The organism is Methylobacterium sp. JK268, from assembly GCF_054052225.1.
Map to the genome: position 1 here is coordinate 86,272 of NZ_JBSVZN010000005.1, position 23,816 is coordinate 110,087.

22 protein-coding genes are annotated in these 23,816 nt (G+C 73.0%); 15 read left to right on the top strand and 7 right to left on the bottom strand.

All coding sequences use genetic code 11. The annotated features are described in order from the left end of the window. Nucleotides 1-181 precede the first annotated feature (181 nt). The gene (locus ACW9J6_RS07565; protein WP_457115839.1) at nucleotides 182-1,891 is read right to left on the bottom strand and encodes a response regulator; all 1,710 of its coding nucleotides are present in this window, start codon (nucleotides 1,889-1,891) and stop codon (nucleotides 182-184) included. A 174-nt stretch (nucleotides 1,892-2,065) separates the two neighbouring features. On the opposite strand from ACW9J6_RS07565, the gene ACW9J6_RS07570 reads away from it, so the two are divergent. The 7 genes from ACW9J6_RS07570 (at nucleotide 2,066) to tehA (ending at nucleotide 8,875) form a co-directional block, all read left to right on the top strand. After that, nucleotides 2,066-3,001: a methyltransferase gene (locus ACW9J6_RS07570; RefSeq protein ID WP_457115840.1), complete on the top strand. Its 936-nt coding sequence runs from the start codon at nucleotides 2,066-2,068 to the stop codon at nucleotides 2,999-3,001. Further along, nucleotides 2,998-3,735, top strand: coding sequence for a pseudouridine synthase (locus ACW9J6_RS07575; protein ID WP_457115841.1), 738 nt, complete (start codon nucleotides 2,998-3,000; stop codon nucleotides 3,733-3,735). Before ACW9J6_RS07570 ends, ACW9J6_RS07575 begins: the two co-directional genes overlap by 4 nt. Nucleotides 3,736-3,825: 90 nt before the next feature. Continuing rightward, nucleotides 3,826-5,337, top strand: a complete 1,512-nt coding sequence (locus ACW9J6_RS07580; RefSeq protein ID WP_457115842.1) for a flavin-containing monooxygenase — start codon at nucleotides 3,826-3,828, stop codon at nucleotides 5,335-5,337. A gap of 713 nt (nucleotides 5,338-6,050) precedes the next feature. Beyond that, nucleotides 6,051-6,386 (top strand): GIY-YIG nuclease family protein, encoded by a 336-nt coding sequence (locus ACW9J6_RS07585; protein ID WP_457115843.1) that lies wholly within the window; start codon nucleotides 6,051-6,053, stop codon nucleotides 6,384-6,386. Next, nucleotides 6,383-6,874, top strand: coding sequence for an alpha/beta fold hydrolase (locus ACW9J6_RS07590; RefSeq protein ID WP_457115844.1), 492 nt, complete (start codon nucleotides 6,383-6,385; stop codon nucleotides 6,872-6,874). Before ACW9J6_RS07585 ends, ACW9J6_RS07590 begins: the two co-directional genes overlap by 4 nt. Continuing rightward, entirely contained in the window at nucleotides 6,871-7,311 is a 441-nt protein-coding gene (locus ACW9J6_RS07595; protein WP_457115845.1) for an alpha/beta fold hydrolase, read from the top strand. Before ACW9J6_RS07590 ends, ACW9J6_RS07595 begins: the two co-directional genes overlap by 4 nt. A gap of 577 nt (nucleotides 7,312-7,888) precedes the next feature. Next, entirely contained in the window at nucleotides 7,889-8,875 is a 987-nt protein-coding gene (gene tehA, locus ACW9J6_RS07600; protein WP_457115846.1) for a dicarboxylate transporter/tellurite-resistance protein TehA, read from the top strand. Nucleotides 8,876-8,924: 49 nt separating this feature from the next. Here the strand turns inward: tehA and ppk2 are convergent, their stop codons facing one another. Both ppk2 and ACW9J6_RS07610 read right to left on the bottom strand, forming a co-directional pair. Then, a complete protein-coding gene (gene ppk2, locus ACW9J6_RS07605) occupies nucleotides 8,925-9,842 on the bottom strand; it encodes a polyphosphate kinase 2 (RefSeq protein ID WP_457115847.1) in 918 nt (305 codons plus the stop codon). 97 nt (nucleotides 9,843-9,939) lie between these two features. Then, on the bottom strand, nucleotides 9,940-10,686 hold the full coding sequence (locus tag ACW9J6_RS07610) for an acetoacetate decarboxylase (RefSeq protein ID WP_457115848.1): 747 nt from the start codon (nucleotides 10,684-10,686) through the stop codon (nucleotides 9,940-9,942). 313 nt (nucleotides 10,687-10,999) lie between these two features. On the opposite strand from ACW9J6_RS07610, the gene ACW9J6_RS07615 reads away from it, so the two are divergent. Then, entirely contained in the window at nucleotides 11,000-12,154 is a 1,155-nt protein-coding gene (locus ACW9J6_RS07615) for a patatin-like phospholipase family protein (RefSeq protein ID WP_457115849.1), read from the top strand. A gap of 30 nt (nucleotides 12,155-12,184) precedes the next feature. Here ACW9J6_RS07615 and ACW9J6_RS07620 read toward each other — a convergent pair whose 3' ends face one another. Further along, a complete protein-coding gene (locus tag ACW9J6_RS07620) occupies nucleotides 12,185-13,135 on the bottom strand; it encodes a GlxA family transcriptional regulator (RefSeq protein ID WP_457115850.1) in 951 nt (316 codons plus the stop codon). Between the two features lie 111 nt (nucleotides 13,136-13,246). On the opposite strand from ACW9J6_RS07620, the gene ACW9J6_RS07625 reads away from it, so the two are divergent. Next, nucleotides 13,247-13,825: a cysteine hydrolase family protein gene (locus tag ACW9J6_RS07625; RefSeq protein WP_457115851.1), complete on the top strand. Its 579-nt coding sequence runs from the start codon at nucleotides 13,247-13,249 to the stop codon at nucleotides 13,823-13,825. 63 nt (nucleotides 13,826-13,888) lie between these two features. On the opposite strand, the gene ACW9J6_RS07630 is transcribed toward ACW9J6_RS07625, so the two are convergent. Together ACW9J6_RS07630 and ACW9J6_RS07635 are read right to left on the bottom strand one after the other, a co-directional pair. After that, nucleotides 13,889-14,368, bottom strand: a complete 480-nt coding sequence (locus ACW9J6_RS07630; protein WP_457115852.1) for a hypothetical protein — start codon at nucleotides 14,366-14,368, stop codon at nucleotides 13,889-13,891. A 130-nt stretch (nucleotides 14,369-14,498) separates the two neighbouring features. Continuing rightward, nucleotides 14,499-15,014 (bottom strand): TspO/MBR family protein, encoded by a 516-nt coding sequence (locus tag ACW9J6_RS07635; RefSeq protein ID WP_457115853.1) that lies wholly within the window; start codon nucleotides 15,012-15,014, stop codon nucleotides 14,499-14,501. Nucleotides 15,015-15,094: 80 nt separating this feature from the next. Between ACW9J6_RS07635 and ACW9J6_RS07640 the strand changes: the two genes are divergently transcribed. Both ACW9J6_RS07640 and ACW9J6_RS07645 read left to right on the top strand, forming a co-directional pair. Continuing rightward, a complete protein-coding gene (locus ACW9J6_RS07640; RefSeq protein WP_457115854.1) occupies nucleotides 15,095-16,258 on the top strand; it encodes a trans-sulfuration enzyme family protein in 1,164 nt (387 codons plus the stop codon). 115 nt (nucleotides 16,259-16,373) lie between these two features. Continuing rightward, nucleotides 16,374-16,850 carry a hypothetical protein gene (locus ACW9J6_RS07645; protein ID WP_457115855.1) on the top strand — a complete coding sequence of 159 codons (477 nt, stop codon included), beginning with the start codon at nucleotides 16,374-16,376 and terminating at the stop codon, nucleotides 16,848-16,850. A 6-nt stretch (nucleotides 16,851-16,856) separates the two neighbouring features. On the opposite strand, the gene mdoH is transcribed toward ACW9J6_RS07645, so the two are convergent. Then, nucleotides 16,857-18,710, bottom strand: a complete 1,854-nt coding sequence (mdoH, locus tag ACW9J6_RS07650; protein WP_457115856.1) for a glucans biosynthesis glucosyltransferase MdoH — start codon at nucleotides 18,708-18,710, stop codon at nucleotides 16,857-16,859. 322 nt (nucleotides 18,711-19,032) lie between these two features. Here mdoH and mnmE point away from each other — a divergent pair, with 322 nt between their 5' ends. The 4 genes from mnmE (at nucleotide 19,033) to ACW9J6_RS07670 (ending at nucleotide 23,793) form a co-directional block, all read left to right on the top strand. Then, nucleotides 19,033-20,337 carry a tRNA uridine-5-carboxymethylaminomethyl(34) synthesis GTPase MnmE gene (gene mnmE, locus ACW9J6_RS07655; protein ID WP_457115857.1) on the top strand — a complete coding sequence of 435 codons (1,305 nt, stop codon included), beginning with the start codon at nucleotides 19,033-19,035 and terminating at the stop codon, nucleotides 20,335-20,337. A 107-nt stretch (nucleotides 20,338-20,444) separates the two neighbouring features. After that, entirely contained in the window at nucleotides 20,445-22,319 is a 1,875-nt protein-coding gene (mnmG, locus tag ACW9J6_RS07660) for a tRNA uridine-5-carboxymethylaminomethyl(34) synthesis enzyme MnmG (protein WP_457115858.1), read from the top strand. Then, nucleotides 22,316-22,954 carry a 16S rRNA (guanine(527)-N(7))-methyltransferase RsmG gene (rsmG, locus tag ACW9J6_RS07665; RefSeq protein ID WP_457115859.1) on the top strand — a complete coding sequence of 213 codons (639 nt, stop codon included), beginning with the start codon at nucleotides 22,316-22,318 and terminating at the stop codon, nucleotides 22,952-22,954. The genes mnmG and rsmG overlap by 4 nt, the downstream gene beginning before the upstream one ends. After that, a complete protein-coding gene (locus ACW9J6_RS07670) occupies nucleotides 22,951-23,793 on the top strand; it encodes a ParA family protein (RefSeq protein WP_457115860.1) in 843 nt (280 codons plus the stop codon). Before rsmG ends, ACW9J6_RS07670 begins: the two co-directional genes overlap by 4 nt. Nucleotides 23,794-23,816: the final 23 nt, after the last annotated feature.

The window sequence follows — 23,816 nt, forward strand, 5'->3', positions numbered from 1 at the left end:
CGCAATGGGCGCGGAGTGACGGCCGAGGGTTGCGCGGCGAGCCCGGTCGGGCTGCCTGCCGGCGGTCTCCGATGCCGGCGCGACCGTCACGCGGGCCGGCGGCCCCGGGTCCGGGGAGACGGCGCCGACCGGATGAGGCGCGTGCGCCGCACCCGGCCGAGGCTGGAACCCCGATGCCCCGTCAGGCGGGGGCGGCCTGAACGAGCGGTTCGGCCGGAAGCCAGCGCGCCACCGCGTCGCGCAGCCCCGCCGTGGCGAAGGGTTTCGGCAGGATGTCGTCCGCGCCGGCGGCGCGGCAGCCCGACAGGCTCTCCGCCAGCGCGTCGTCGCTCAGCACGATGACCGGCAGGGCGTTGTGCGGAGGCGGCAGGGCGCGGATCGCCCGCGTGGCGGCCAGTCCGTCCAGGCCCGGCATCCGCAGGTCGAGGAGAGCGAGGTCGTACCCGCCCTTCGCCACGGCCGCGACGGCCGCCCTCCCGTCGCCGACCACGTCGACCCGGTGGCCCGCCTGCTCCAGCACGAGGCGGCCGAGCTCGCGGTTGAGCAGGAGGTCGTCGGCGAGGAGGATGCGGGCGGCGCCCCGGTCCGGCGGCGACCGGGCGGGCACCGCGGCGGGCAGGTCGAGGTCGATCCAGAGCGCCGCCTCGCCGGACTCCGCACCCTCGGCCCCGAACCGCGCCCGCATCAGGCCGAGCAGGCGTCCGGCGAGGCGCAGGGACAGGGACGGGGCGGCGGCGGAGTGCGCCTCCTCCTCGGTCGGCGGCACCTGGCTGGCGGCGAGCTGCGCCACGAGCGTCCCGAGGCTGCGGTGGCCGGGCGCCGCGAGCACGAGGCGCACCGCGCCGTCCTGGCTCTCGGCCCGCAGGGTCACCGCGCCCTCGGCGGGCCGCGCGCCGCGCAGGACGGCGTCGAGCAGTGCCAGCAGCACTTGGTGAAGCCGGGCCGCGTCGCCCCGGCGCGGGGCCGCGAGGGCCGGATCGATCGCGGCGACGAGGGCGAGTCCCTTCTCCGCCGCGGCGGGGGCGGCGGCCTTCGCGGCGGCGGCGACGAGCGCGGGCAGGAACACATCCTCCGGCTCGAGGACGGCCTGCCCGGTTTCGAGCCGGGAGAGGTCGAGCAGCTGGTCGACGGTGCCGCGCAGGCCGGCCGTGGCCGCCGCCGCGCTCGCCACGTAGCGGCGCTGCCGGCCCGAGAGGGTCTCCTCGGCCTCCAAGAGGTCGACGTAGCCCTGCATGGCGGTGAGGGGGTTGCGGATCTCGTGGCCCATCATGGCCATGAAGGCCTCGCGGAGCAGGGGCGGCTCCGGCGGCGCGGCCGCGGCCGCGGCCTGCAGGCTGACGACGAAGCGGTCTCCGGCGGCCGGGTCGACCGAGGCGACCGCCGTGAGGCAGAGGCCGTCCGGAGCGCCCTCCCGCCCCGGAAGCGCCAGCCGCGCCGTGCCGCGGCCCCCCGCCCGCGCGACCCGCAGGGCGTCGGCCACGGCCGGCGCCGCGGCGGCCGGCAGCAGGTCGGCGAAGCGGCGGCCGGAGACCGCCTCGGCCGGGTGGCCGATCAGCCGGTGCCCGCGCTCGCTCAGCATCGTCACCCGCAGGTCGTCGTCCAGGATCGCGATCCCGTCCGCGCTGGCGCGCAGGACATCCGAGAGGACGGCCTCGCGCAGCGCCAGGTCGCGGGACAGGCGGTCCCGCTCCGCCGCGGCCCGCAGGGTGCGGCGCCCGATCCGGCGGGCGACGAGGATACCGAATCCGGTGACGAGCAGCGCCACGGCCGCGAGCCCGATCGGCCCGGAGGCCTGCGCGGACGCGTCGGGGCCGGTGACGCCGTACGACGCGCGGGCGCCCGATCCGGTCAGGCCCGCGAGGGCACCAGCGAGAGCCAGGGCGAGGCGCATCGGGGACGGATCCGCCGGGCGGCCGGTCGCCGGCCCGATGCGATGTCCCTTAACGCAAAGGTTGAATGCGGGAAACCATCCTTGGGTTGAGTCTCCCGTGCGGCTGTTGCCCGTCACCCCGAGTCCGTCCTATCGCGGAGGCGGGGCCGGCTTTCGGCCCGGACGGGACAGGGCATGGATGACGACGGGTTTCCGGCGGTGGCAGCGCGGCGGGCGGTCTATGGCGGTCCCCCGCCCGAGCTGACGCCGCCCCTCGACGGGGCGCGGCAGGTCTCGCCGCTGGTCCCGGGCGCGGCGGCGCTGGAGGAGATCCCGTCCGGATCCCTCGACGAGATCGTGATCCTGGCCCCGCCCGGCACGGCGGAGCGGCGGGCCGTGCTCGCCGAGGGATTGCGGGCGCTGCGGCCGGGCGGGCGGCTCGTCGCGCTCGCCCCCAAGGACCGGGGCGGGGCGCGGCTCGGTCGGGAGGTCGCCGGGTTCGGCTGCGCCGTGTCCGAGACCGCCAAGCGCCACCACCGCATCTGCGAGGCGCGCCGGCCGGAGGCGCCGGAGGGCCTGGAGGCGGCGATCGCCGAGGGCGCCCCGCGACTCGTGCCGGAGATCGGCCTGTGGTCGCAGCCCGGCATCTTCAGCTGGAACCGGATCGATCCCGGGACCGCGCTCCTCCTCGACCATCTCCCGGCCCTGGCGGGGCGGGGGGCGGATCTCGGCTGCGGCCTCGGGATCATCGCGCGGGCGGTCCTGGCCGCGCCCGCGGTCACCGCGCTCGCCCTCGTCGACATCGACCGGCGGGCGGTGGCGGCGGCGCGCCGCAACGTCGACGATCCGCGGGCGAGCTTCGCCTGGGCGGATGCCCGCCGCGCCGAGGCCCTGCCCGGACGGCTCGACTTCGTGGTGACGAACCCGCCCTTCCACCACGAGGGCGGCGAGGACCAGGGGCTCGGGCAGGCCTTCATCCGCCGCGCCGCGGAGCTGCTGCGCCCGGGCGGCACGGTCTGGCTCACCGCCAACCAGCACCTCCCCTACGAGGCGGTGCTGGCGGAGGCGTTCCGGCAGGTGACGCCCCGGGGGAGCGCGAACGGCTACAAGCTCTTCGAGGCCCGCCGATGAGCCGCGCGCCGCAGGTCCGGCTCGACAAGCTCCTGGCGAATCTCGGCTACGGCTCGCGCCGGGAGATCCAGTCCCTCGCCCGGGCGGGCGCGATCCGCCTCGACGGCGCGATCCTGCGCGCGGCGGACGGGCGCATCGCCGTGACCGACGACCTGCCGGCGCGCCTCACCGTCGACGGGGAGCCCCTCGACCCGCCCCCGGGCCTCGTCCTGATGCTGCACAAGCCGCTCGGCGTCACCTGCTCGCACAAGGAGGCGGGTCCGCTGGTCTACGGGCTGCTGCCGGAGCGCTGGCGGCGGCGCGACCCCCCGCTCTCCACGGTCGGGCGGCTCGACAAGGACACGTCCGGCCTCCTGCTCCTGACGGATGACGGGGCCCTCCTCCACCGGATCATCGCCCCGAAGGCGAAGGTCACGAAGCGCTACCGGGTGGAGCTCGACCGGCCGCTGACGGGACAGGAGGGCGCGATCCTCGCCTCCGGCACCCTGATGCTGGAGGGGGAGGAGACCCCGCTCCTGCCGGTCGGCTTCGCGGCCGAGGGCGAGCGGCGGGCGAGCGTGATCCTGACGGAGGGCCGCTACCACCAGGTCCGGCGGATGTTCGCGGCGCTCGGCAACCACGTCACGGGTCTGCACCGGGACCGGGTCGGCGGCCTCGCCCTCCCGGACGACCTCCCGCCCGGCGCCCACCGGATCCTCGGCCCGGACGAGGTGGCGCGGCTCTTCGCGGGCTGATCCGCCCGCCGCCCTGGGACGCCGGGCGGCCTGGACCTGTCCCCGGTTTGGCCCCATGCAGGAGGGAACGAGCGGACCGGGAGGACGGGAATGGGCGAAGCCAGGATCAGCACGGCCGGACGGCCGGAGGACGCGCAGGATCTCGACGTGCTGGTGATCGGCGCGGGCATCTCGGGCGTCGCCGCCGGCTACTACCTGCAGTCGCTCCGGCCGCGGAGCACCTACGCGATCCTGGAGGCCCGGGACGCGATCGGCGGGACCTGGGACCTCTTCCGCTATCCCGGCCTGCGCTCCGACTCGGACCTCTACACCTTCGGCTTCTCGTTCCGGCCCTGGCGGGAGGAGCGCTCGATCGCCGAGGGCGCGGCGATCCTGCGCTACGTGCGCGAGACCGCCGCCGCCTACGGCATCGACCGCCGGATCCGCTTCGGCCACCGGGTCGTGAGCGCCGACTGGTCGTCCGAGCGGGCGCGCTGGAGCGTCGCCGTGGAGGTCGGCCCGGAGCGGACGCGCCGGACCTACACCTGCCGGTTCCTGTTCGCCTGCTCCGGCTACTACGACTACGACCAGGGCTACCTGCCGACCTGGCCGGGCACGGAGCGGTTCGGCGGCCGGATGGTGCACCCGCAGGACTGGCCGCGGAACCTCGACTACGCGGGCAAGACAGTCGTGGTGATCGGCAGCGGCGCCACCGCCGTGACGCTGGTGCCCGAGATGGCCAAGGACGCGGCGCACGTCACCATGCTGCAGCGCTCGCCCTCCTACGTGATGTCGCTGCCGGCCGAGGACCGGATCGCCAACGGGTTGAAGCGATTCCTGCCCGCGCGGCTCGCGCACGGGCTGGCGCGCTGGAAGAACATCGGGATGGCGATTGTCCTCTACCAGTTCGCCCGGCGCCGGCCCGAGAAGCTCGCCGCGCTGCTGCGGCAGGGGGTCCAGGCCCAGCTCGGCCCGGACTACGACGTGGCGACCCACTTCACGCCGACCTACAAGCCCTGGGACCAGCGCCTGTGCTTCGTGCCGAACGGCGACCTGTTCAAGGCGATCCGCTCCGGGCGGGCCGCGGTGGTGACCGACCACATCGAGACCTTCACCGAGACCGGCCTGCGCCTGCGCTCCGGCACCGAGCTTCCCGCGGACATCGTCGTCACGGCGACGGGTCTGCGGCTGAAGATGCTGGGCGGCGTGACGATCAGCGTCGACGGGCGGACGGTCGAGCCCAGCCGGACCTACCTGTACAAGGGCATGATGCTGAGCGACGTGCCGAACCTCGCGGTGGCGATCGGCTACACCAACGCCTCCTGGACGCTGAAATGCGAGCTGACCGCCCGCTTCGTCTGCCGGCTCCTCGCCCGCATGGAGGCGCGCGGCGAGGAATGGTGCGTGCCGCGCCGCACGGGCGACGAGGGCGAGATCCCGGCGATCGACTTCACCTCGGGCTACATCCAGCGCGCGCTCGACATCCTGCCCAAGCAGGGGACGCGCAAGCCCTGGCGGCTCTACCAGAACTACGCGCTCGACCTCGCCAACCTGCGCTACGGCCGGGTGGAGGACGACGCGCTGGAATTCGGGCGGCGGCAGCCGGGCCGGAAGGCCGCCTGACGGGCGGAGCCCGGGCGCGGGCGGGGGATTCCCTCTCGCGAGCCGGCTAAGGCATCCATCCGATCCTGGAAGACGCGCCCTTGCGGGCAGGGCTCTCGCACGCGAGCCAATCGCGACAAGAGACAATCGTCGGGCTCTGCGCGTACCGCGCCTGCGCGGCGAAGGCGGCCTCAGCGCCCGCGGACAGCGTCGGCTGGTTCTCCTTCAGACCCAGCACGGATCAGCCTGGCCGTGTCGTAAGGGCAGTGCAGCGCGTCCATGGTCACCGTGACGCCCTTGGGCGTGATCTGCTCCAGCAGCAGGCGCGCCGCCGCGGCCTCGCCGCCGTCCCGGGCCCGGCTCCGGGCCAAGGAGAGGCGGGTGAGTGTTCGAACACACTGACCATGATGGGCGGCATGTGCTTCTGCGAGCCTGGTGGGCGTGTCGGAGGGCTTTGCCGTCCACTGCCGCACCGGCGCGCGGGTGCCGGCCCATGGCGCGCAGGCAGGCGCGCGATCCACGCTTTCGCGGCGAGGGCCACGTCGATCAAGCGACCGCTGGCCAGCCGCCGCACGCCCACGAACGCGGTGAACGTCCTCATTGGGTCGTCTGGCATCGCAGCTCCATTCTAACCGCCAGAGCCAGAGCGTTACCTCGCTGTCAATTTCACCCGGGTGATATTGTGCAAAGGCATCGCTTTCGATAGCGTCGCTGCCGATCTGCGAGGGCATGCGATGAGAACCGAAGACCGAAAGGCGGCTGTGAGCGCCTACAAGAAGCGGGAGGTCGAAGGAGGCATCTACGCCGTCCGCTGCGTGGCGTCCGGTGAGGTTTGGGTCGGCAGCGCGCCCGACCTGTCCAAGATCCAGAACCGCCTCTGGTTCACGCTCCGGCAGGGCACGAACACGCATCGTTCGCTCCAGAGTACGTGGAATGCGCATGGAGCGGACGTGTTCAGCTTCGAAATCATCGAGCGATTGGATGCTGAAGAGATCGGATACGTCCGCGACCGGATCATGAGGGAACGTCTTGTTCATTGGGCGGAGCAACTCCGGGCTGTCCGGATATGAGCCCGGAACCCAGGTCTGCCCGTTTGGCGGCCAACGGCATCACCCTGGCCTATGACAGCTTCGGCGACGAGGCGGCTGAGACGATCCTTCTGATCGCTGGGCTCGGTACGCAAATGATCCGCTGGACCGAGCCCTTCTGCTGCGAGTTGGAGACGCGCGGCTATCGGGTCGTGCGGCTCGACAACCGGGACACAGGACGCTCGACCCACTTCACCAAGTACGGTGCGATGGACTTTGCGACCCTGGCCTCGGCGCTCGCCGAAGGACGGCGGCCAGCAGTCGCCTACACGCTCGACGACATGGCCTCGGATGCGCTCGGCCTGCTCGATGCCCTATCCATCCGCCGAGCCCACATCGTTGGTCGCTCGATGGGCGGCATGATTGCCCAGATCATCGCGAGCGAACACCCGTCTCGTGTGCTCTCCCTCACCTCGATCATGTCGGCCACGGGAAACAGGGCATGCCGTCTGCAAAGCCTCACGTTATGACGATGATGATGCGTCCAGCTCCCGATCCCGTGTCGGACAAGGCGGGCTTCCTCGATCACGGCGTCGCCTTTGCACGGTGCATCGCGGGCACGTCTCATCCGTTCGACGAAGAAGCTTGCCGTGCTCTCCTCTGGGAGGAAGTTCGGCGAGGCTGTGCGCCGGGTGGGTTCGGACGCCAACTCGCGGCGATGGTGGTGGCTGGCGACCGCCGTTCACGGCTCGCTGCGATCACGGCGCCGACCCTCGTTGTTCATGGAACGGACGATCCTCTCTTTCCGGCCGCCTGCGGCGAGGACACCGCGGCCTCAATCCCGGGTGCGGAGATGATGTTGATCGCCGGGATGGGCCATGATCTGCCGCCATCCTCGTACCGGGCCATCGCCGATGCGATCGAGCGAACCGCTCGCCGTTCGACCATCTCGGCATCAGGAAGGTAGACGGGCACTGCTCCAAGAGTTCGAACGACCGCTTTCGAGAAGGTCGTTGTGCCGTTCCTACGGCGTGGGTGGGTCGCAGTCGGAACGTCCGCTTCCAGCGGGGAGGGCAAGGACCGCTTCCCACCCTCAGCAGCCATTCACACGGTCAAGCTGATCGGGTTTTCAGCCTGAATCACGGCGAGCCGTGAAGGCACGCGGATCCTCCACCTCTCGGAAGATCATCAGCCGGGTGACGGCCATGGTGAGGGCCGCCGTCAGGCCAAAGCCTCCAAAAGCCCTTCACCCTTGCGCGGAAACCAAAAATGTTCGCCTACGGAATCAGCCTGCTTCTGGGAGAAAGGATCTGGCGTCCCGTTCTGCAGCTGTCAAGCATTGGAACGAGGAGGCCTTTTTTAGGGTCAATACGCTCACCTCGGTGAGCGATTGCGAGCCATGGTGCTGCGAAATTCCCGAAAAGCATTTGTATTTTGCCGGATTATCATTCCGGAGTCTCGCCCGGCTTGTAGGAACACCGTCCTCGCGCAATCCTCCGGCGGCGAGGACGCCTCCCCGCCCCCGACGACGACAGGAGACCGCGATGCCCCGCCACCCCGTCCTCCCGCTCGTCCCGGCGGCGTTCTTCGGCATGGTCCTCGGCCTCGTCGGGCTCGGCACCGCGTGGCGGGCGGCCGCGCCGCTCTGGGGCCTGCCCGTCCCCGTCGGCGAGGCGGTGATGGCGCTCGGCGTCCTGGTCTGGGCCGCGCTCGTGGTCCTGTACGCCGCCAAGTGGCTCGTCGCCCGCCCGGCCGCCCTCGACGAGGCCCGCCACCCCGTCCAGTGCTGCTTCATCGGACTCGCGGGCGTCGCCACGATGCTGGTGGCGCTCGCCGCCCTCCCTTACGCCCGGCCCCTCGCCTTCCTGCTCTTCGCGCTCGGCGGGTTGTTCACCCTCGGCTTCGGCGTCTGGCGCACCGGCGGGTTGTGGCAGGGCGGCCGCGAGGTCGGCGCCACCACGCCGGTGCTCTACCTGCCGACCGTGGCCGGCGGCTTCGTCACCGCCATCGCGTCCTCCGCCTTCGGGTTGCACGACCTCGCCCAGCTCGCCTTCGGGGCGGCGTTGCTGTCCTGGCTCGCCATCGAGTCGGTGCTGCTGCACCGCTTCTACACGGTGGCGTTGCCGCCTTCCCTGCGGCCGACGCTCGGGGTCGAGCTCGCCCCACCCGCCGTGGGCGGGGTGGCCTGGCTGAGCCTCGGCGGCGACCCCGGCGGAGCGGTGGCGCTGGGGCTCCTCGGCTACGGGCTCCTGCTCGCCCTGGTGCTGCTGCGGCTCGTGCCCTTCATCCGCGAACAGGCCTTCTCGGCGGGGTCCTGGGCCTTCTCGTTCGGCGCGACGGCGCTCGCGACCCTGGCGCTGCGGGTGGGGGCGAGCGGGCGGGCGCCGACGGTGGCCGCCCTGGCGCCCCTGGTGTTCGTGGCCGCGACCCTGCTGGTCGCGGCCCTCGCGATCGGCACCATCCGCCTGCTCCTGGCGGGCCGGCTCCTCGCCCCGGCCGCCCCGCCACCCGCGCCCGCGCCCGCGCAGTGACGACGGCGCAGGGCCCCCGGCGGGAGATCGCCGGGGGCCGCCGCCCGGCTCAGTACCGCGCCGGGACGTACATCTCCGGCGGCACCGGGTGACGCTCGTAGTCGGCGTGGCGCACGCGGTCGGGGAGGTGGACCGCCGGGTGCTCGACGGCGCCGTAGGGAACCTGCGTCAGCAGGTGGCTGATGCAGTTCAGGCGCGCCCGCTTCTTGTCCACCGCCTCGACCACCCACCACGGCGCCTCGGGGATGTGGGTGCGCTCCAGCATGGTCTCCTTCGCCCGCGTGTAGTCCTCCCAGCGGGCGCGGGACTGGACGTCCATCGGGCTGAGCTTCCACTGCTTCAGCGGATCCCGGATCCGCATCTGGAAGCGGAATTCCTGCTCCTCGTCGGTGATCGAGAACCAGTACTTCACCAGCCGGATGCCGGAGCGGACCAGCATGCGCTCGAATTCCGGCACCGAGCGGAAGAACTCCTCGTACTCGTCATCGGTGCAGAAGCCCATCACCCGCTCGACGCCGGCCCGGTTGTACCAGGAGCGGTCGAACAGGACGATCTCGCCGCCGGCCGGCAGGTGGGCGACGTAGCGCTGGAAGTACCACTGGGTGCGCTCGCGCTCGCTGGGCGCCGGCAGCGCCGCGATCCGGCAGATGCGCGGGTTCAGCCGCTGGGTGATGCGCTTGATCACGCCGCCCTTGCCGGCGGCGTCGCGGCCCTCGAACAGCACCACGACGCGCTCGTTGTGGTGCTTCACGTAATCCTGCAGGCGCACGAGTTCCTGCTGGAGCCGCAGCAACTCGCGGAAGTAGAGGTTGCGCGGCAGGCTGGGCGCGCGGGTCGGCGGCCGGATGCCCTCGGACAGGCGCTCGAGGTAATCCTCTTCCAGCTCGAGCTCCACTTCCTCGTCGAGGCTGTCCGCCACGTCCTCGCGCACGGCCTCGATCTGGGCGGCCTTGAGATCGTCTTCCATCGGGTCCCTCCGTCGATCCCACACCGGGTGGGATTCACCTGTTCTGCGACCGGTCTGTGACAGGCCGCCCCCGGCGGCCCGTCCCCGGCCGGGCGGCTCAGCGCGGGCCGGCGAGGTAGTCGTGCACCACCTCGCCGAGACCGAGCGTCAGGTCGGCCACGAGGTGCGTGCCCTTGATCACCTCGCGCACCGGCAGCCGCGCCACGTCGGCGAGCACGTGCCAGGCGAGGTCGAGGGCGGCCGGGCTGGTCCAGGCGCCCTTCAGGACGATGTCCTCCAGGTGGTAGCGCACGAGCTCGCAGATCCGCGGCGTGCCGTCCACGTGGGGGATCACCTTCAGGACGAAGTTCGCCTCGCGCAGGGACCGCTCCAGGGGCGCGTGGTCGATGACCTGGTGCTTGTAGCCCATCGTGCCGGTGGCGCAGATGACCGAGCCGTAGTTCAGCCGCCCGACGATGACGTCGCCCTCGTGCACGATCTCGGGCTTCGCCAGCTTCTTGGGGAAGCCCCAGATCTCGCGCCCGCCCGCGATCGGCGCGTCGTCGTCGAGGTACATCGCGTGGACGTAGGAGCCCGGCTGCCCGTCGAACCGCACCGGGATGACCTGGCCGCTCTCCGTGTAGTCGCCGAAGCCGGTCGAATCGGCCATGCGGATGAACTCGTAATTGACGATCGGTTCCATCACCTCGAGGGGCTCGGGCACCACCTCCCGCAGCGCCTCCAGGTCCGTGAGGTACTGAATGATCAGGTATTCGCGGTTGTAGAAGCGGTAGGGCGGCCGCGGGAAGGCCGGGTTGGTGACGGGCATCGCGAAGGCGGTGCGACGGACATCTTCGATCTTCATCGCGGGTTCTCCGGGAGCGGCCGGGATTCCGGGTGCGGCCTGCCGGAACGGGACGCGGGGAGCGGCGGGGCATCGCCCGCGGCGGGCGCGATCGCGCCCCGAAGCCGCGGACAAGACTCGCCGCGCGCCGCCGCGACGGCCGCCGGTGCGCAGGTGAGTGCGGCACGGATCTGACGGTCGTATGACGCAGCGTCACGAAGTCACGGCCGGCGCGGTCATACGCGCGTCATCATCTTTCATCTCTGTGACGCCCGGCCACGGCGCCGCGAAACCTGGCGGAACCGTAGGATGCCTCGCCCGGGGAGACTCGATCATGGACGCGTCCACGCCTCGCCCCCGCCGCTCCTGGCTGCCGGAGGGCTGCGACCGCATCGCCCTCGTCCTCCAGGGCGGCGGCGCCCTCGGGGCCTACCAGGCGGGGGTCTACCAGGCGCTCCACGAGGCGGAGATCGAGCCGGACTGGATCTCCGGCGTGTCGATCGGCGCCGTCAACGCGGCGCTGATCGCGGGCAATCCCCGCGAGCGCCGCCTGGAGCGCCTGCGCACCTTCTGGGAGCGCATCACCGACCGGACGGTCTGGCCCTTCACGCCGGAGGGCGACGTGTTCCGCCGGCTGCGCAACGGGATGAGCGCCGCGCTGACCATGACGCTCGGCCAGCCGGGCTTCTTCGCGCCGCGCCGGACCAATCCTTGGGCGGCGCCGGCCGGCGCCTCGGACGCGACGAGCTACTACACGACCGATGCGCTGGCCGAGACCCTGCGGGACCTCGTCGATTTCGACCTGATCAACGCGCAGCGGATGCGCTTCTCGGTCGGGGCCGTGAACGTGCTCACGGGCAACTTCGTCTTCTTCGACAACGCGCAGGAGAGCATCGCGCCCACCCACGTCATGGCGAGCGGCGCGCTGCCCCCGGCCCTGCCGATGGTCAAGATCGGGACCGACTACTTCTGGGACGGCGGCATCGTCTCCAACACGCCGCTCCAGCACCTGCTCGACGAGGACAGCTCCCTCAACACGCTGGTCTTCCAGGTCGACCTGTTCAGCGCCCGCGGGGTGATGCCGCGCACCATCCAGGACGTCATGTCCCGGCAGAAGGACATCACCTACTCGTCGCGCACGCGCTACAACACCGACGTCTACCGCCGCCTGCACAAGTGGAAGACGATCGCGTACGAGGCCCTGGCCCGGGTGCCCGACGAGAACCTGTCCGAGGCGGACCGGGCGCTGCGCGACTCGCTCGGCCGTCAGCCGGAGATCACGATCTTCCAACTGATCTACCAGCAGAAGGCCTATGAGGGCCACGCCAAGGACTACGAGTTCTCCGGCACCTCCATGCGCGAGCACTGGACGAGCGGCTACGAGGACACCAAGCGCACGCTCAAGCGCGGCGATTGGATGCGCCTGCGCCAGAGCGGCGCCGGCGGCATCGTGGTGCACGACGTGCACCGGCAGGATCAGGACGCGTAGAGCGCGTCCGGTCCTCGCGGCCCGCGAGGGCTACGCGCGCAGCGCCCTGCGGTAGGCGGCGGGCGACAGGCCGACGATGCGCGCGAACACTTTCCGGAAGGCGCCCGGATCCGCGTAGCCGACCTCCCACGCCACCTGGTCCGCCGAGAGGGTGCCGGACCGGAGCAGGTCGCAGGCCCGGTCCACGCGCAGCCTCCGGCAATACTCGGCGGCGGTCACGCCCGTCGCCCGCCGGAACCGCCGCAGGAAGGTGCGCTCCTCCAGGCCGGAGCGCGCCACCAGGGCCGCGAGGGCGACCTCCCTCGCCTGTGTCGCGTCGAGCCATTGCTGGACCCGGAGGACCGCCGCGTCGCCGTGAGTCGGCGGAGCGGCGGCACCGCGGCCCGGGACGGCCGCCTCGAAAGCGCGGGCGGTGGCGATCATCACCGGGGGGCCGAGGAAGCGGTCGATCAGCCGCAGGGCGAGGTCGCTCCAGGCCATCGCCCCGCCCACCGTGATGATGTCGCCGTCCTCGACGATCGGGCAGGCGGCGTCGACGCGCGCCTCGGGACAGCGGCTCCGGAACTCGGCCTCGTAGCTGGGATGGGCCGCCACCCTTCGCCCGGCGAGCAGACCCGTCTCCCCGAGCAGGAAGACACCCTTGCAGATCGCGCCGAGCGCGGTGCCCGCGCGGTGCCGCTCGCACAGCCACGCGGCGTAGGCGCGGGTCTCCGCCGCGGGGCCCGGCGCCTCGGGGGCGGGCGGCAGCACGAGCAGGGCGGGCGCGCCCGCCGAGCCTGGCGCCGTGTCGAACACGCGCCGCGGCGCCCCCGCCTCGCAGCGCCAGTGGCTGACGCGCAGCCCGGTGTGCGGCCTTCGGGTGCCGCCGCATCGGGGCAGGCCGTCCGCGAAGGTCAGGACGTCCGTCATCCCGAGCACGGCGGCCATCTGGACCCCGGGATAGACGACGAGGCCGATCTCCACCGCGCGGTCGGGTCCCATGGCGGTCGCGCCCCTGCTTTTGTCGGTCCTGCCCCTCCTAGCCCGGATGGAACGGCGGCATCCAGGGACAGTCTCCACACAACCGGGGCCGGCCCAATGACCAAGCGTGCCATGACCAAGCGTGCCATCCTCGTCGTCGACCTCCAGAACGAGTACCTGCCCGACGGCAAGCTGCCCCTCGTCGGCATTGCGGAGGCGGTTTCCGGTGCGGCCGCTCTGATCGCGGACGCCCGCGCCAGCGGCCACCCGGTCATCCACGTGCGCCACGAGAACCCTGCCGGTGCACCGGTCTTCGCCGCGGGCACGGCGGGCGTGGGCATCATTCCCGCAATCCGCCCCCAGGAGGGCGAGGCGGTGGTCGTGAAGCACTTCCCGAACGCGTTTCGCGAGACGGGACTGCAGGCGCTCCTCGATGCCGGCGGGATCGAGGAGGTCGTGATCGTGGGGGCGATGAGCCACATGTGCATCGACGCGACCGCGCGGGCCGCGGCGGATCTCGGTTATGCCACGCTGGTCGCGCACGACGCCTGCGCGACGCGCGACATCGCATTCGGCAGCCGGACGGTCGCGGCCGCCGATGTCCACGCCGCCTTCATGGCGGCCCTCGGGCTCGCTTATGGGAGGGTCGTCCCTGTTCGCGACATCCTGGCGGCGGGGTCCGCCGACCGGCCGGATCACGACGCGGGATGATCCGCTCTCAACCCGGCTCCGGGCGGTGCACGGGGCCGCGCCGATGCGCGGCCCCAAATCCCGTTAGCCGAGGGCGGCGCCCCACTTCGCCGGGTCGGGCGTCTTCGTCTTGTAGACGTGGCCCGCCAGATCGACGTGCAGCTCGGTCACGGCGTCGCCGTCCCGGCGCGCCAGGATCTCGACGTGCTTGGGCTTGCGGCGGGGCTCGCCCGCCTGCGTCCAGCCGGCGGACGCCACAGCCGCCAGGATGGCGCCCATGTCGGCCGGGCGGTCGGGCCTGCCGTCCGCGGGGGCGTGGTGCGGCTTCTTGTGGTGGATGAGCACCGGCTCGCGTCCCTCGGCGGCGATCCGGGTGACCTTGATCTCCGAGGGGCGGCGTTCGCCCTCGAGGCTCACCGGAAGCCCGGCCGCGAGCGGGAAGGCCTCCGCCCCTTTGGGGCCGAGATCGGCGAGATGCAACGCGCCCTCCGCCTCCAGGGTGAAGCGGTGCGCAAAGACGTGACGGATGATGCCCGAGAGGGCGACGGTGTCGTGGTGCGGCATGATCTTCTCCGTAGAGCGCCCAACCGCAGGCGCAGGACCGGAGATGGGCCGGCGCGGCCCGCCATTCAAGGCGTCATCTGCGTCATGGCGCGATGAGAGCTGGCCGCTGACGCAGACGTGATCGGGGCCGTCATCCGTTCATCCGCCACACCGCCGCGTTGACCGCCGTCGCGAAAGCCACCCAGCCCGCGTAGGGCACCAGCAGCAGCGCGGCGGCGCGGTCGAGCGGCCAGGCGAGGCGGATCGTCCAGAGGATCATCACGAGGAGCGCCGCGATCACCACGAGGCCGCCGAAGAGCGCGTGGGCGGCGAAGAAGACCGGGGTCCAGAGGCCGTTGAGCACCAATTGCAGCAGGAAGGCCGCGAGGGCGAGCGCCCGGGTGCGGCGCAGGCCCGCGCTCGCCGGGGCCGTCCCGAGGAGGCGCCAGCCCGCCACCGCGATCATCGCGTAGAGGACCGACCACGCCACCGGAAACAGCCAGTTCGGCGGCGTGAAGCTCGGCTTGGCGAGGCCCGCGTACCAGGTCGGGATCTCGGGCGTGGTGAAGAGCGGGCCGGTGGCTGCCGCCGCCAGCACCGGCAGCACGGCCAGCGCCAGGCGGGCGGCGGGCGAGGGGGTGGAAAGGCGGGGGGCGACGCTCGTCATGGGTGTCTTCCGGTGGTTGTCCCTGACTTGCGCTGCGGCCCCCGTTCTGCAAGGGCGAAGCGGTGCCGCAGGAGACGCTCATGAGCGATGACACCCCGCCCGCCTGGTCGAAGCGCAGCCTCGCCGCGCAGGCGATGGGCCACGTCGACCCGCTGACGAAGGCGGTGGTGCCGCCGATCCACCTCGCCACGACCTACATCCGCGATCCCGACAACCAGTACAGTTCAGGCTACTGCTACGGGCGCCCGGACAACGCCACGGTCCGGGAGGCGGAGGCCGTGCTCGCGATGCTGGAGGAGGCGCCGGCCGGCGCCCTGCTGTTCGGCTCCGGCATGGCGGCCGCCACGGCGGTGTTCGGGGCCCTCGATCCCGGCGACCACGTGGTGGCGCCCACCGTGATGTACTGGGCCCTGCGGCGCTGGCTCGCCCAGGAGGCGACGCGCTGGGGCATCCGGGTCGAATTCGTCGCCACCGACGACCTCGACGCCCTGCGGGCGGCGGTCGTGCCGGGGCGGACCAAGCTCGTCTGGCTGGAGACGCCGTCGAACCCCCTCTGGACGATCACCGACATCGCCGGGGCGGCCGAGATCGCCCACACGGCGGGCGCCCGGCTCGCGGTGGATTCGACGGCCGCCTCGCCGGTGGTCACCCGGCCGCTGACGCTCGGGGCCGACGTGGTGATGCACTCGGCCACCAAGGTGCTGAACGGCCACTCGGACGTGATCGCGGGCGTCCTCGCCGGCGCGCGCGACGACGCATTCTGGGCGCGGATCCGGAGCGTGCGGGCGAGCCAGGGGGCGATCCTCGGCCCCTTCGAGGCCTTCCTGCTGCTGCGGGGCCTGCGCACGCTCCACCTGCGCATCGCCGCGCAGATGACGGGCGCCGCCCTCCTGGCGGAGCGTTTCGCGGCCCACCCGCTCGTCGCGGCCGTGCTCTATCCGGGCCTCCCCTCCCATCCGGGCCACGCGCTCGCCGCCCGGCAGATGGAGGGCGGGTTCGGCACCATGCTGTCGATCCGGGTGAGGGACGGCGAGGCCGCGGCCATCGGCACCGCGGCCCGGGTGGCGTTGTGGAAGCGGGCGACCTCGCTCGGCGGCGTCGAGAGCCTGATCGAGCACCGCGCCTCCGTGGAGGGGCCGGGCACCCCCTGCCCGTCCGACCTGCTGCGCCTCTCGGTGGGCATCGAGGATCCGCGGGACCTGTTCGACGACCTCGATGCGGCCCTGCGCGGAGCGCAGGCGTGACGGCGCGCGTCACCTCATGGTGAAGAGAGGGTGAAGACCGGTCGCCGCGCTCGCGCGTCGAACCGAATCGCCCGCGGCGCGTTCCCTGCAAAGCTCGCTCTGCCGGGGAAAAGCCATGCCCGTCGCCCTGCCCCTCGCGCTCCTCGGGGCGCACCTCGTCCTCACCGCCGCGGCCGACGGGCCGCCGCGGCTCGACGTCGAGGCCACCTGCAACTCGCCGGGCCGCGCCTCGGTCTCCACGGAGAACGGCGCGGATGGTTGCCTGCGCTCCGAGCGCGCGGCGGGCGACGACCTGCGCAAGCGCTGGCGCGACTTTTCGGCCAATTCCAAGCGGCAATGCTCGAAGCAGTCGCAGGCCGGGGGTTTCCCGAGCTACGTCGAGATGCTGACCTGCCTCGAACTCGCCAGCGGCAACGTGCCGGCCCGCGGGCCGGAGAACGGGGCGACGGCCGGCCAGGGCGGGGTCGGCCCCGCCACCACCGGCAGCACCCGCAGCAACGCGCGGAGCGAGCGGGGCACCGCCCTCACGGACGAACCCGCGCCGAGCCAGCGCACCGATCCGCTCAAGGTGCTGGGCAAGCCCGCCCGCTGACGCGGCTCAGGACCGCGCGGAGGCCGCCACCTCGACGGCGTGACGCCGCGCCGGCTCGGCCTGCGCCTCCGGCCCCTCCACCTCCAACCCCGCTCGAGCCAGCGCGAGGTCGCGCAGCTCGGGCGCCTGGTCGGTGTCGTCGACGGTGAGGAACAGGCCGCGCTCCCGTGCCCGCGCCCCGAGATCGGCGCGGCTCGTCAGCACGCTCAGGGCCGGGCTGAGCAGCAGGCTCGCGGCGACCGGCCCCATCCAGACCGCCAGCCAGGGATCGCCCGCATAGGCCAGCACCGCGGCCAGGATCCCTCCGGCGACGAGCGCGTCGGCCTGGAGCCGGCCGGCCTCGCGCCAGGGCACCTGCCGGTCGTCCCGCACCTGCGTCTCCCAGCGCACCACGCGCCCCGCGAAGGTGGTGACGACGGCGCCCGCGTTGAACAGGGTCAGCACCGGCCAGAGCAGGATCCACAGGCCCTGCTCCAGGGCGGCGCTCGCCAGCAGGCGGGCGGTGCCGCCGAAGGCGCGGCGGCTCTCGCGGCGCGCGAGGACGTGGCCGAGGCTGAGGAGCTTCGGCGCCGCCAGGATCGTCAGGGAGAGCGCCGCGAGGGCGCCCGCCGCCGGGCCCTCCCCGGTGAGCCCGTAGGCGAGGAGGCCGAGATCGCCCTCCGCCACCGCCCGCGCGGTGCCGAGCGCCAGGAAGGCGACCCAGAGCGGCGCCGCCAGGTAGGACAAGATCCCGACGATCAGGTGCCAGCGGCTGCCGGCTGTCAGACCCGGCAGGCGCACGAGGCCGAGATGCTGCAGGTTGCCCTGGCACCAGCGCCGTTCCCGGCCGAGCAGGTCGATGAGGTTGGTGGGCATCTCCTCCCAGGTGCCGCCCTCCTCCGGGAGCAGCCGGAGGTCCCAGCCCGCCCGGCGGAACAGCGCCCCCTCCACCGTGTCGTGGCAGAGGATCTCGCCGCCGAGCGGCGGCCGGCCGGGCAGGACCGGCAGGTCGGCGCTCTCCGCGAAGGCCCGCAGGCGCAGGATGGCGTTGTGCCCCCAGTAGCTGCCGTCCGGGCCCTGCCACGTGTCGAGGGCTCGGATCGAGAGCGGCGCGTAGAGGCGCACGGCGAATTGCTGGATCCGGGCGAACAGGGTGTCGCGCCCGGCCGCGTAGCTGACGGTCTGGATCAGCCCGACCCGCGGATGCGCCTCCATCAGCCGGATCAGCCGGCGGATGGTGGTGCCGGCCATCAGGCTGTCGGCGTCGAGCACCACCATGAAGTCGTAGGCGGTGCCGTGGCTGCGGCAGAACTCCGCGATGTTGCCGGCCTTGCGGCCGGTATTCTCCGTCCGGCGGCGGTAGCGCAGCCCCGGGAGGCCGGGCCCCGCCCTCTCGCGCCACGCCTGCGTGCGGGCCAGTTCCGACTCCTCGGCGGCCACGATGGCGGGATCGCGGGTGTCGCTGAGCACGAAGACGTCGATGTCGTCGCCGCCCCCGGCCCGGGCGAGGGACCGGGCCATGACCCGGATGGCCGCGAAGACGGCGCCGGGGTCCTCCGCGTGGATCGCGACCGCCAGCGCGGTGCGGCTGCGGCCCGACGGGCGGGTCGCGACGGTCCCGGCCTCCCGCTCGACGGCGGACATCACCCGCTCGCCGAGGACGGCCCCCACGGCCCCGTAGGCGTATTGCCACGCCAGGTAGGCCTGCCACGTCATCACGAGGCAGAACAGCGCCAGCACGGCGCCCTCGAGGAGCGTGTCCGGCAGGCCGGTCGCCGCGACCGCGAGGGCCGCGACGGCGGCCGCGGTCGCCGCGGTCGGCAGCGCGAGGGCGAGGCGGCGCGGGAGAAGGCCCGCGTCGGACGAGGAGAGCAGCGGCATGAAGGGCTCGAACGGAGGGAGCGGCTGTCGCGCATCTAGAGGCTGGTACGGGCCGTCGACAGGGGGGCGTGCGGTCCAGGGTGGGGCTGGCCGCGACGCCATCCGCGGCGTCGGCCGGCAGGAACAAGGCACCGATCCTCGCCCCTGCCGCCCTCCCGGCGGGCTGGCCGTCCCTGACGCGACACCACACCTGTCGACGGTCCATCACAGCCTCTACGGCCTTCGGCCTGAATGACGCCGGAACGATGACGGCCGTCCTCGACACGGGCCGCGTCCCCTGGCTATTCGGCTCCCTGAGTCACGGCCCCCAGGAGCGCCGCCCGTGTCGGACACGATCTTCGCCCCGGCCTCCGGGTTCGGCCGCGCCGCCGTCGCGGTCATCCGGATCAGCGGGCCGGGCGCCGCCGCGCTCCTGTCGGACCTCACCGGCGGCCCCCCTCCCCCGCCGCGCCGGCTCACCCTGCGCAGCCTGCGGGACCCCGAGAGCGGCGAGATCCTCGACCGCGCCCTGGTGGCCTGGATGCCGGGACCGGCGAGCTTCACCGGCGAGGACAGCGTCGAACTCCACCTCCACGGGGGCGTCGCGGTCCGGGCCGCCCTCCTCCGGGTGCTCGCCCGCCGGCCCGGCCTCGTCGCCGCCGAGCCCGGCGCCTTCACGCGCCGGGCCTTCCTCAACGGGCGGATGGACCTGACCGCCGTCGAGGGCCTCGCCGACCTCATCGACGCGGAGACGGAGGCGCAGCGGCGCCAGGCCCTCCGCCTCCTCGACGGGGCGCTCGGCCGGCTGGTCGAGGACTGGCGGGGGCGGCTCCTCGACCTGCTGGCGATGACCGAGGCGGCACTCGATTTCTCCGACGAGGGCGACGTGGACGAGGCCGCGCTCTCGGCGGCGGGGCTGCGGGCCGCGGCGGAGGTGCGCGACGCGATCTCGGCCGCACTGGCCGATGGCCGCCGCGGGGAGCGGCTGCGGGAGGGGTTCACCGTGGTCCTGGCCGGGCCGCCCAATGCCGGGAAATCGACCCTCCTCAATTCCCTCGCCCGGCGCGATGTGGCGATCGTCTCGGACATCCCCGGGACCACCCGGGACGCGATCGAGGTGCGCTGCGACCTCGGCGGATTGCCCGTCCTGCTCGTCGACACGGCCGGCCTGCGCGAGGCGGGCGACGCGATCGAGCGGCAGGGCATCGCGCGCAGTCGGGCGCGCATGCGCGAGGCCGACCTGGTGCTCTGGCTGGTCCCCGCCGACGGTCCGATCGCGCCCGCTCCCAAGGGCGCCCTCCCGGTCCTCACCAAGGCGGATCTGGTTGCCGGATCCGGCGGCGAGGCCCTCGCGGTCTCGGCCCTGACCGGGGCCGGCCTCGACCGGCTCCTCGATGCGATCGAGGCGGCGGCCCAAGAGCGGCTCGGGCGCGGCGACGCCGTGGTGACGCGCGAACGCCAGCGGGCCGCCCTGGAACGCTGCGCCGCGCATCTCGACCGCGTCGCCGCGTCCGACGCCGGAGCCCCGCCGGAACTGGTCGCCGAGGATCTGCGACTCGCGGTCCGTGCCCTTGGGGAAGTGGCCGGCCGCGTCGGCGTGGAGGAGATGCTGGATCGACTCTTCTCCAGCTTCTGCATCGGCAAATGACCGGTGGAGTGCCGCGCGACGCGGGTTCGCGCGCCTGTTTCACGTGAAACACCGGGGCGCGGCAGTTCGGCGTTGACGGCGCGGCCGCTCCGGATCACATCACCCGCATGCAGAGTCTCGACCGCTTCGACGTCATCGTCGTGGGCGGCGGTCACGCCGGTGCCGAGGCGGCGGCGGCGGCCGCGCGCACGGGCGCCCGCACCGCCCTCGTCACCCATCGCCGCGCGACGCTGGGCGCGATGTCCTGCAACCCAGCCATCGGCGGCCTCGGCAAGGGCCACCTCGTGCGCGAGGTCGATGCCCTCGACGGGCTGATGGGCCGGGCCGCGGACCGGTCCGGCATCCAGTTCCGCCTCCTCAACCGCCGCAAGGGACCGGCGGTGCGCGGCCCGCGCACCCAGGCGGACCGTAAGCTCTACGCGCGGGCGGTCCGGGAGGCGCTCGAAGCGACCGACGGCCTGACGATCATCGAGGGCGAGGCCGATGACCTGGCGGTCGAGGCCGGGCGTGTCACGGGACTGGTCCTGGCCGACGGGCGCGCCCTCTCCTGCGCGGCGATCGTGCTCACCACCGGCACCTTCCTGCGCGGCCTGATCCATATCGGCGAGCGGACCATGCCGGCGGGGCGCGTGGGCGAGGCCCCTTCCCTCGGTCTCGCCGCCACCCTGGCGCGGCACGGCTTCCGCCTCGGGCGGCTGAAGACGGGGACGCCGGCGCGCCTCGACGGCCGCACCATCGACTGGGCCGGGATCGCGCTCCAGGAGGCGGACGAGGACCCGGTCCCGTTCTCGACCCTGACCGAGCGGATCACCGCGCCGCAGATCGCCTGCGGGGTGACGCGCACCACCGGGGCGGTGCACGACCTCATCCGCGCCAGCCTGCACCGCTCGCCGATGTATTCCGGCGGCATCACCAGCCGCGGCCCGCGCTACTGCCCCTCCATCGAGGACAAGGTGGTGCGCTTCGGCGACCGCGACGGGCACCAGATCTTCCTCGAACCCGAGGGGCTCGACGACCCGACCGTGTATCCGAACGGAATCTCGACCGCCCTCCCCGAGGAGGTCCAGCGCGCGATGCTGCGCCTGATCCCGGGCTGCGCGCGGGCCGTGATGCTGCGGCCGGGCTACGCCATCGAGTACGATTACGTCGACCCCCGCGAGCTCGACGCCACCCTGCAGACCCGCCGGATCGCCGGTCTGTTCCTCGCCGGACAGATCAACGGCACCACCGGCTACGAGGAGGCGGCCGGCCAGGGCATCGTCGCCGGGCTCAACGCGGCGCTCCTCGCGGGCGGGGCGGCCCTCGCCGTCTTCGACCGGGCGGAGTCCTATCTCGGCGTGATGATCGACGACCTCGTCACCCACGGGGTGAGCGAGCCCTACCGGATGTTCACCTCGCGCTCCGAGTACCGGCTCAGCCTGCGCGTCGACAATGCCGACGAGCGCCTGACCGCCCGCGGCATCGCGCTCGGCTGCGTCGGTGCCGTGCGAGCCCGTCATGACGCGGCGAGCCGCGACGCCCTGGCGGCGGCGCGCGCCCGGCTCGACGCCCTCAGCCTCACCCCGACCGAGGCGGCCCGCCACGGTCTCAGCCTCAACCGGGATGGGATCCGGCGCACGGCCTTCCAGCTCCTCTCCTATCCGGAGATCACCTGGGAGCGCCTCGCGGCGATCTGGCCCGACCTCGCGGCTCTCCCGCGGGCGGCGGCCGAGCGCTTGCGCACCGACGCGACCTACGCCGTCTATCTCGACCGCCAGCAGGACGACATCGCGGCCTTTCGGCGCGACGAGGCGATCCGGCTGCCCGACAGCCTCGATTACGGGCGCATCGCCGGCCTGTCCAACGAGCTGCGCCTCAAGCTGGACCATGTCCGGCCGCACACGCTCGGGCAGGCGGCGCGGATCGAGGGCGTGACGCCCGCCGCCCTGACGCTGCTCGCTGCGCACGCCAAGCGGGCGCCCTCCCCGTCCGCCCCGCGATGAGCCCGCGTGACCGCGACGCCGTCCTGGCCGCCGCCGGTGTTTCACGTGAAACAGCGGCGGCCCTCGACCTCTACGTCGCCCAACTCGCCAAGTGGCAGACGATCAAGAACCTGGTCGGGCCCTCCACCCTGCCCGAGGTCTGGACACGCCACGTGGCGGATTCGCTGCAGCTCCTCGACGCGGCGCCGGAGGCGGGGCGCTGGCTGGACCTCGGCAGCGGCGCGGGAATTCCCGGCCTGATCCTGGCGATCGCCGGCCGCGAGCGGCGGCCGGACATGCAGGTCGACCTCGTGGAGAGCAACGCCCGCAAGGGCGCCTTCCTGCAGGAGACGGCCCGGCTGACCGGCGCGCCCGCCCGCATCCACGTCGCGCGAATCGAGGCGGTGATCGAGCGCTTCACCGGCGTCGAGATCGTCTGCGCCCGCGCCCTCGCCCCCCTGCCCCAGCTCCTCGCCTGGACCGCCCCCTTGTTGAAAACCGGCACCATCGGGCTGTTTCCGAAGGGGCGGGAAGCCCTCACCGAATTGACCGCCGCGCGCGAAACATGGACAGTCACCGCGGACGTGATCCCGAGCCGGACCGATTCCTCCGCGGCGATCGTCCGCATCTCCAGCTTGAGCGGCCCGCTTCCATGACCATGGAACCCCCTGAAGCGAAGGCGGCCCGGCGCCCCCTCCGTGTCATCGCGCTCGCCAACCAGAAGGGCGGCGTCGGCAAGACCACGACGGCGATCAACCTCGGCACCGCCCTGGCGGCGATCGGCGAGAAGGTCCTGATCCTCGATCTCGACCCGCAGGGCAACGCCTCGACGGGGCTCGGCATCGACCGGCGCCAGCGCCGGCTCTCCACCTACGACGTGCTCGCCGGCGAGGCGGCCCTGGCCGACGCGGTGCTGGCCACGGCCGTTCCGCGCCTCGCCATCGCGCCCTCGACCATGGACCTGCTCGGCCTGGAGATGGAGATGGCGACGGCGCAGGACCGCGCCCAGCGCCTGCGCCGCGTCCTGGAGCCGATCACGCGCGCCGACCTGCCGGAGGACGAGCGCTTCACCTACGTGCTGATCGACTGCCCGCCCTCCCTTAACCTGCTCACCCTCAACGCCCTGGCCGCCGCCGACGCGGTGCTGGTTCCGCTGCAATGCGAGTTCTTCGCCCTGGAGGGGCTGAGCCAGCTCCTGCGCACCGTCGAACAGGTCAAGGGCGCGCTGAACCCGCGGCTCACCATTCAGGGCATCGTCCTGACGATGTTCGACCCGCGCAACAATCTCTCGGCTCAGGTCGTGGCGGATGTGCGCGCCTTCATGGGCGACAAGGTCTACGAGACGATGATCCCGCGCAATGTGCGCGTCTCCGAGGCGCCGTCGCACGGCAAGCCGGTGCTGCTCTACGACCTGAAATGCGCCGGGTCGCAGGCCTATCTGCGGCTCGCCTCCGAGATCATCCAGCGCGAAGGGCGCCTGCCCGCCGCCGCGTGACGGCCGGGCGATCACACACGAAG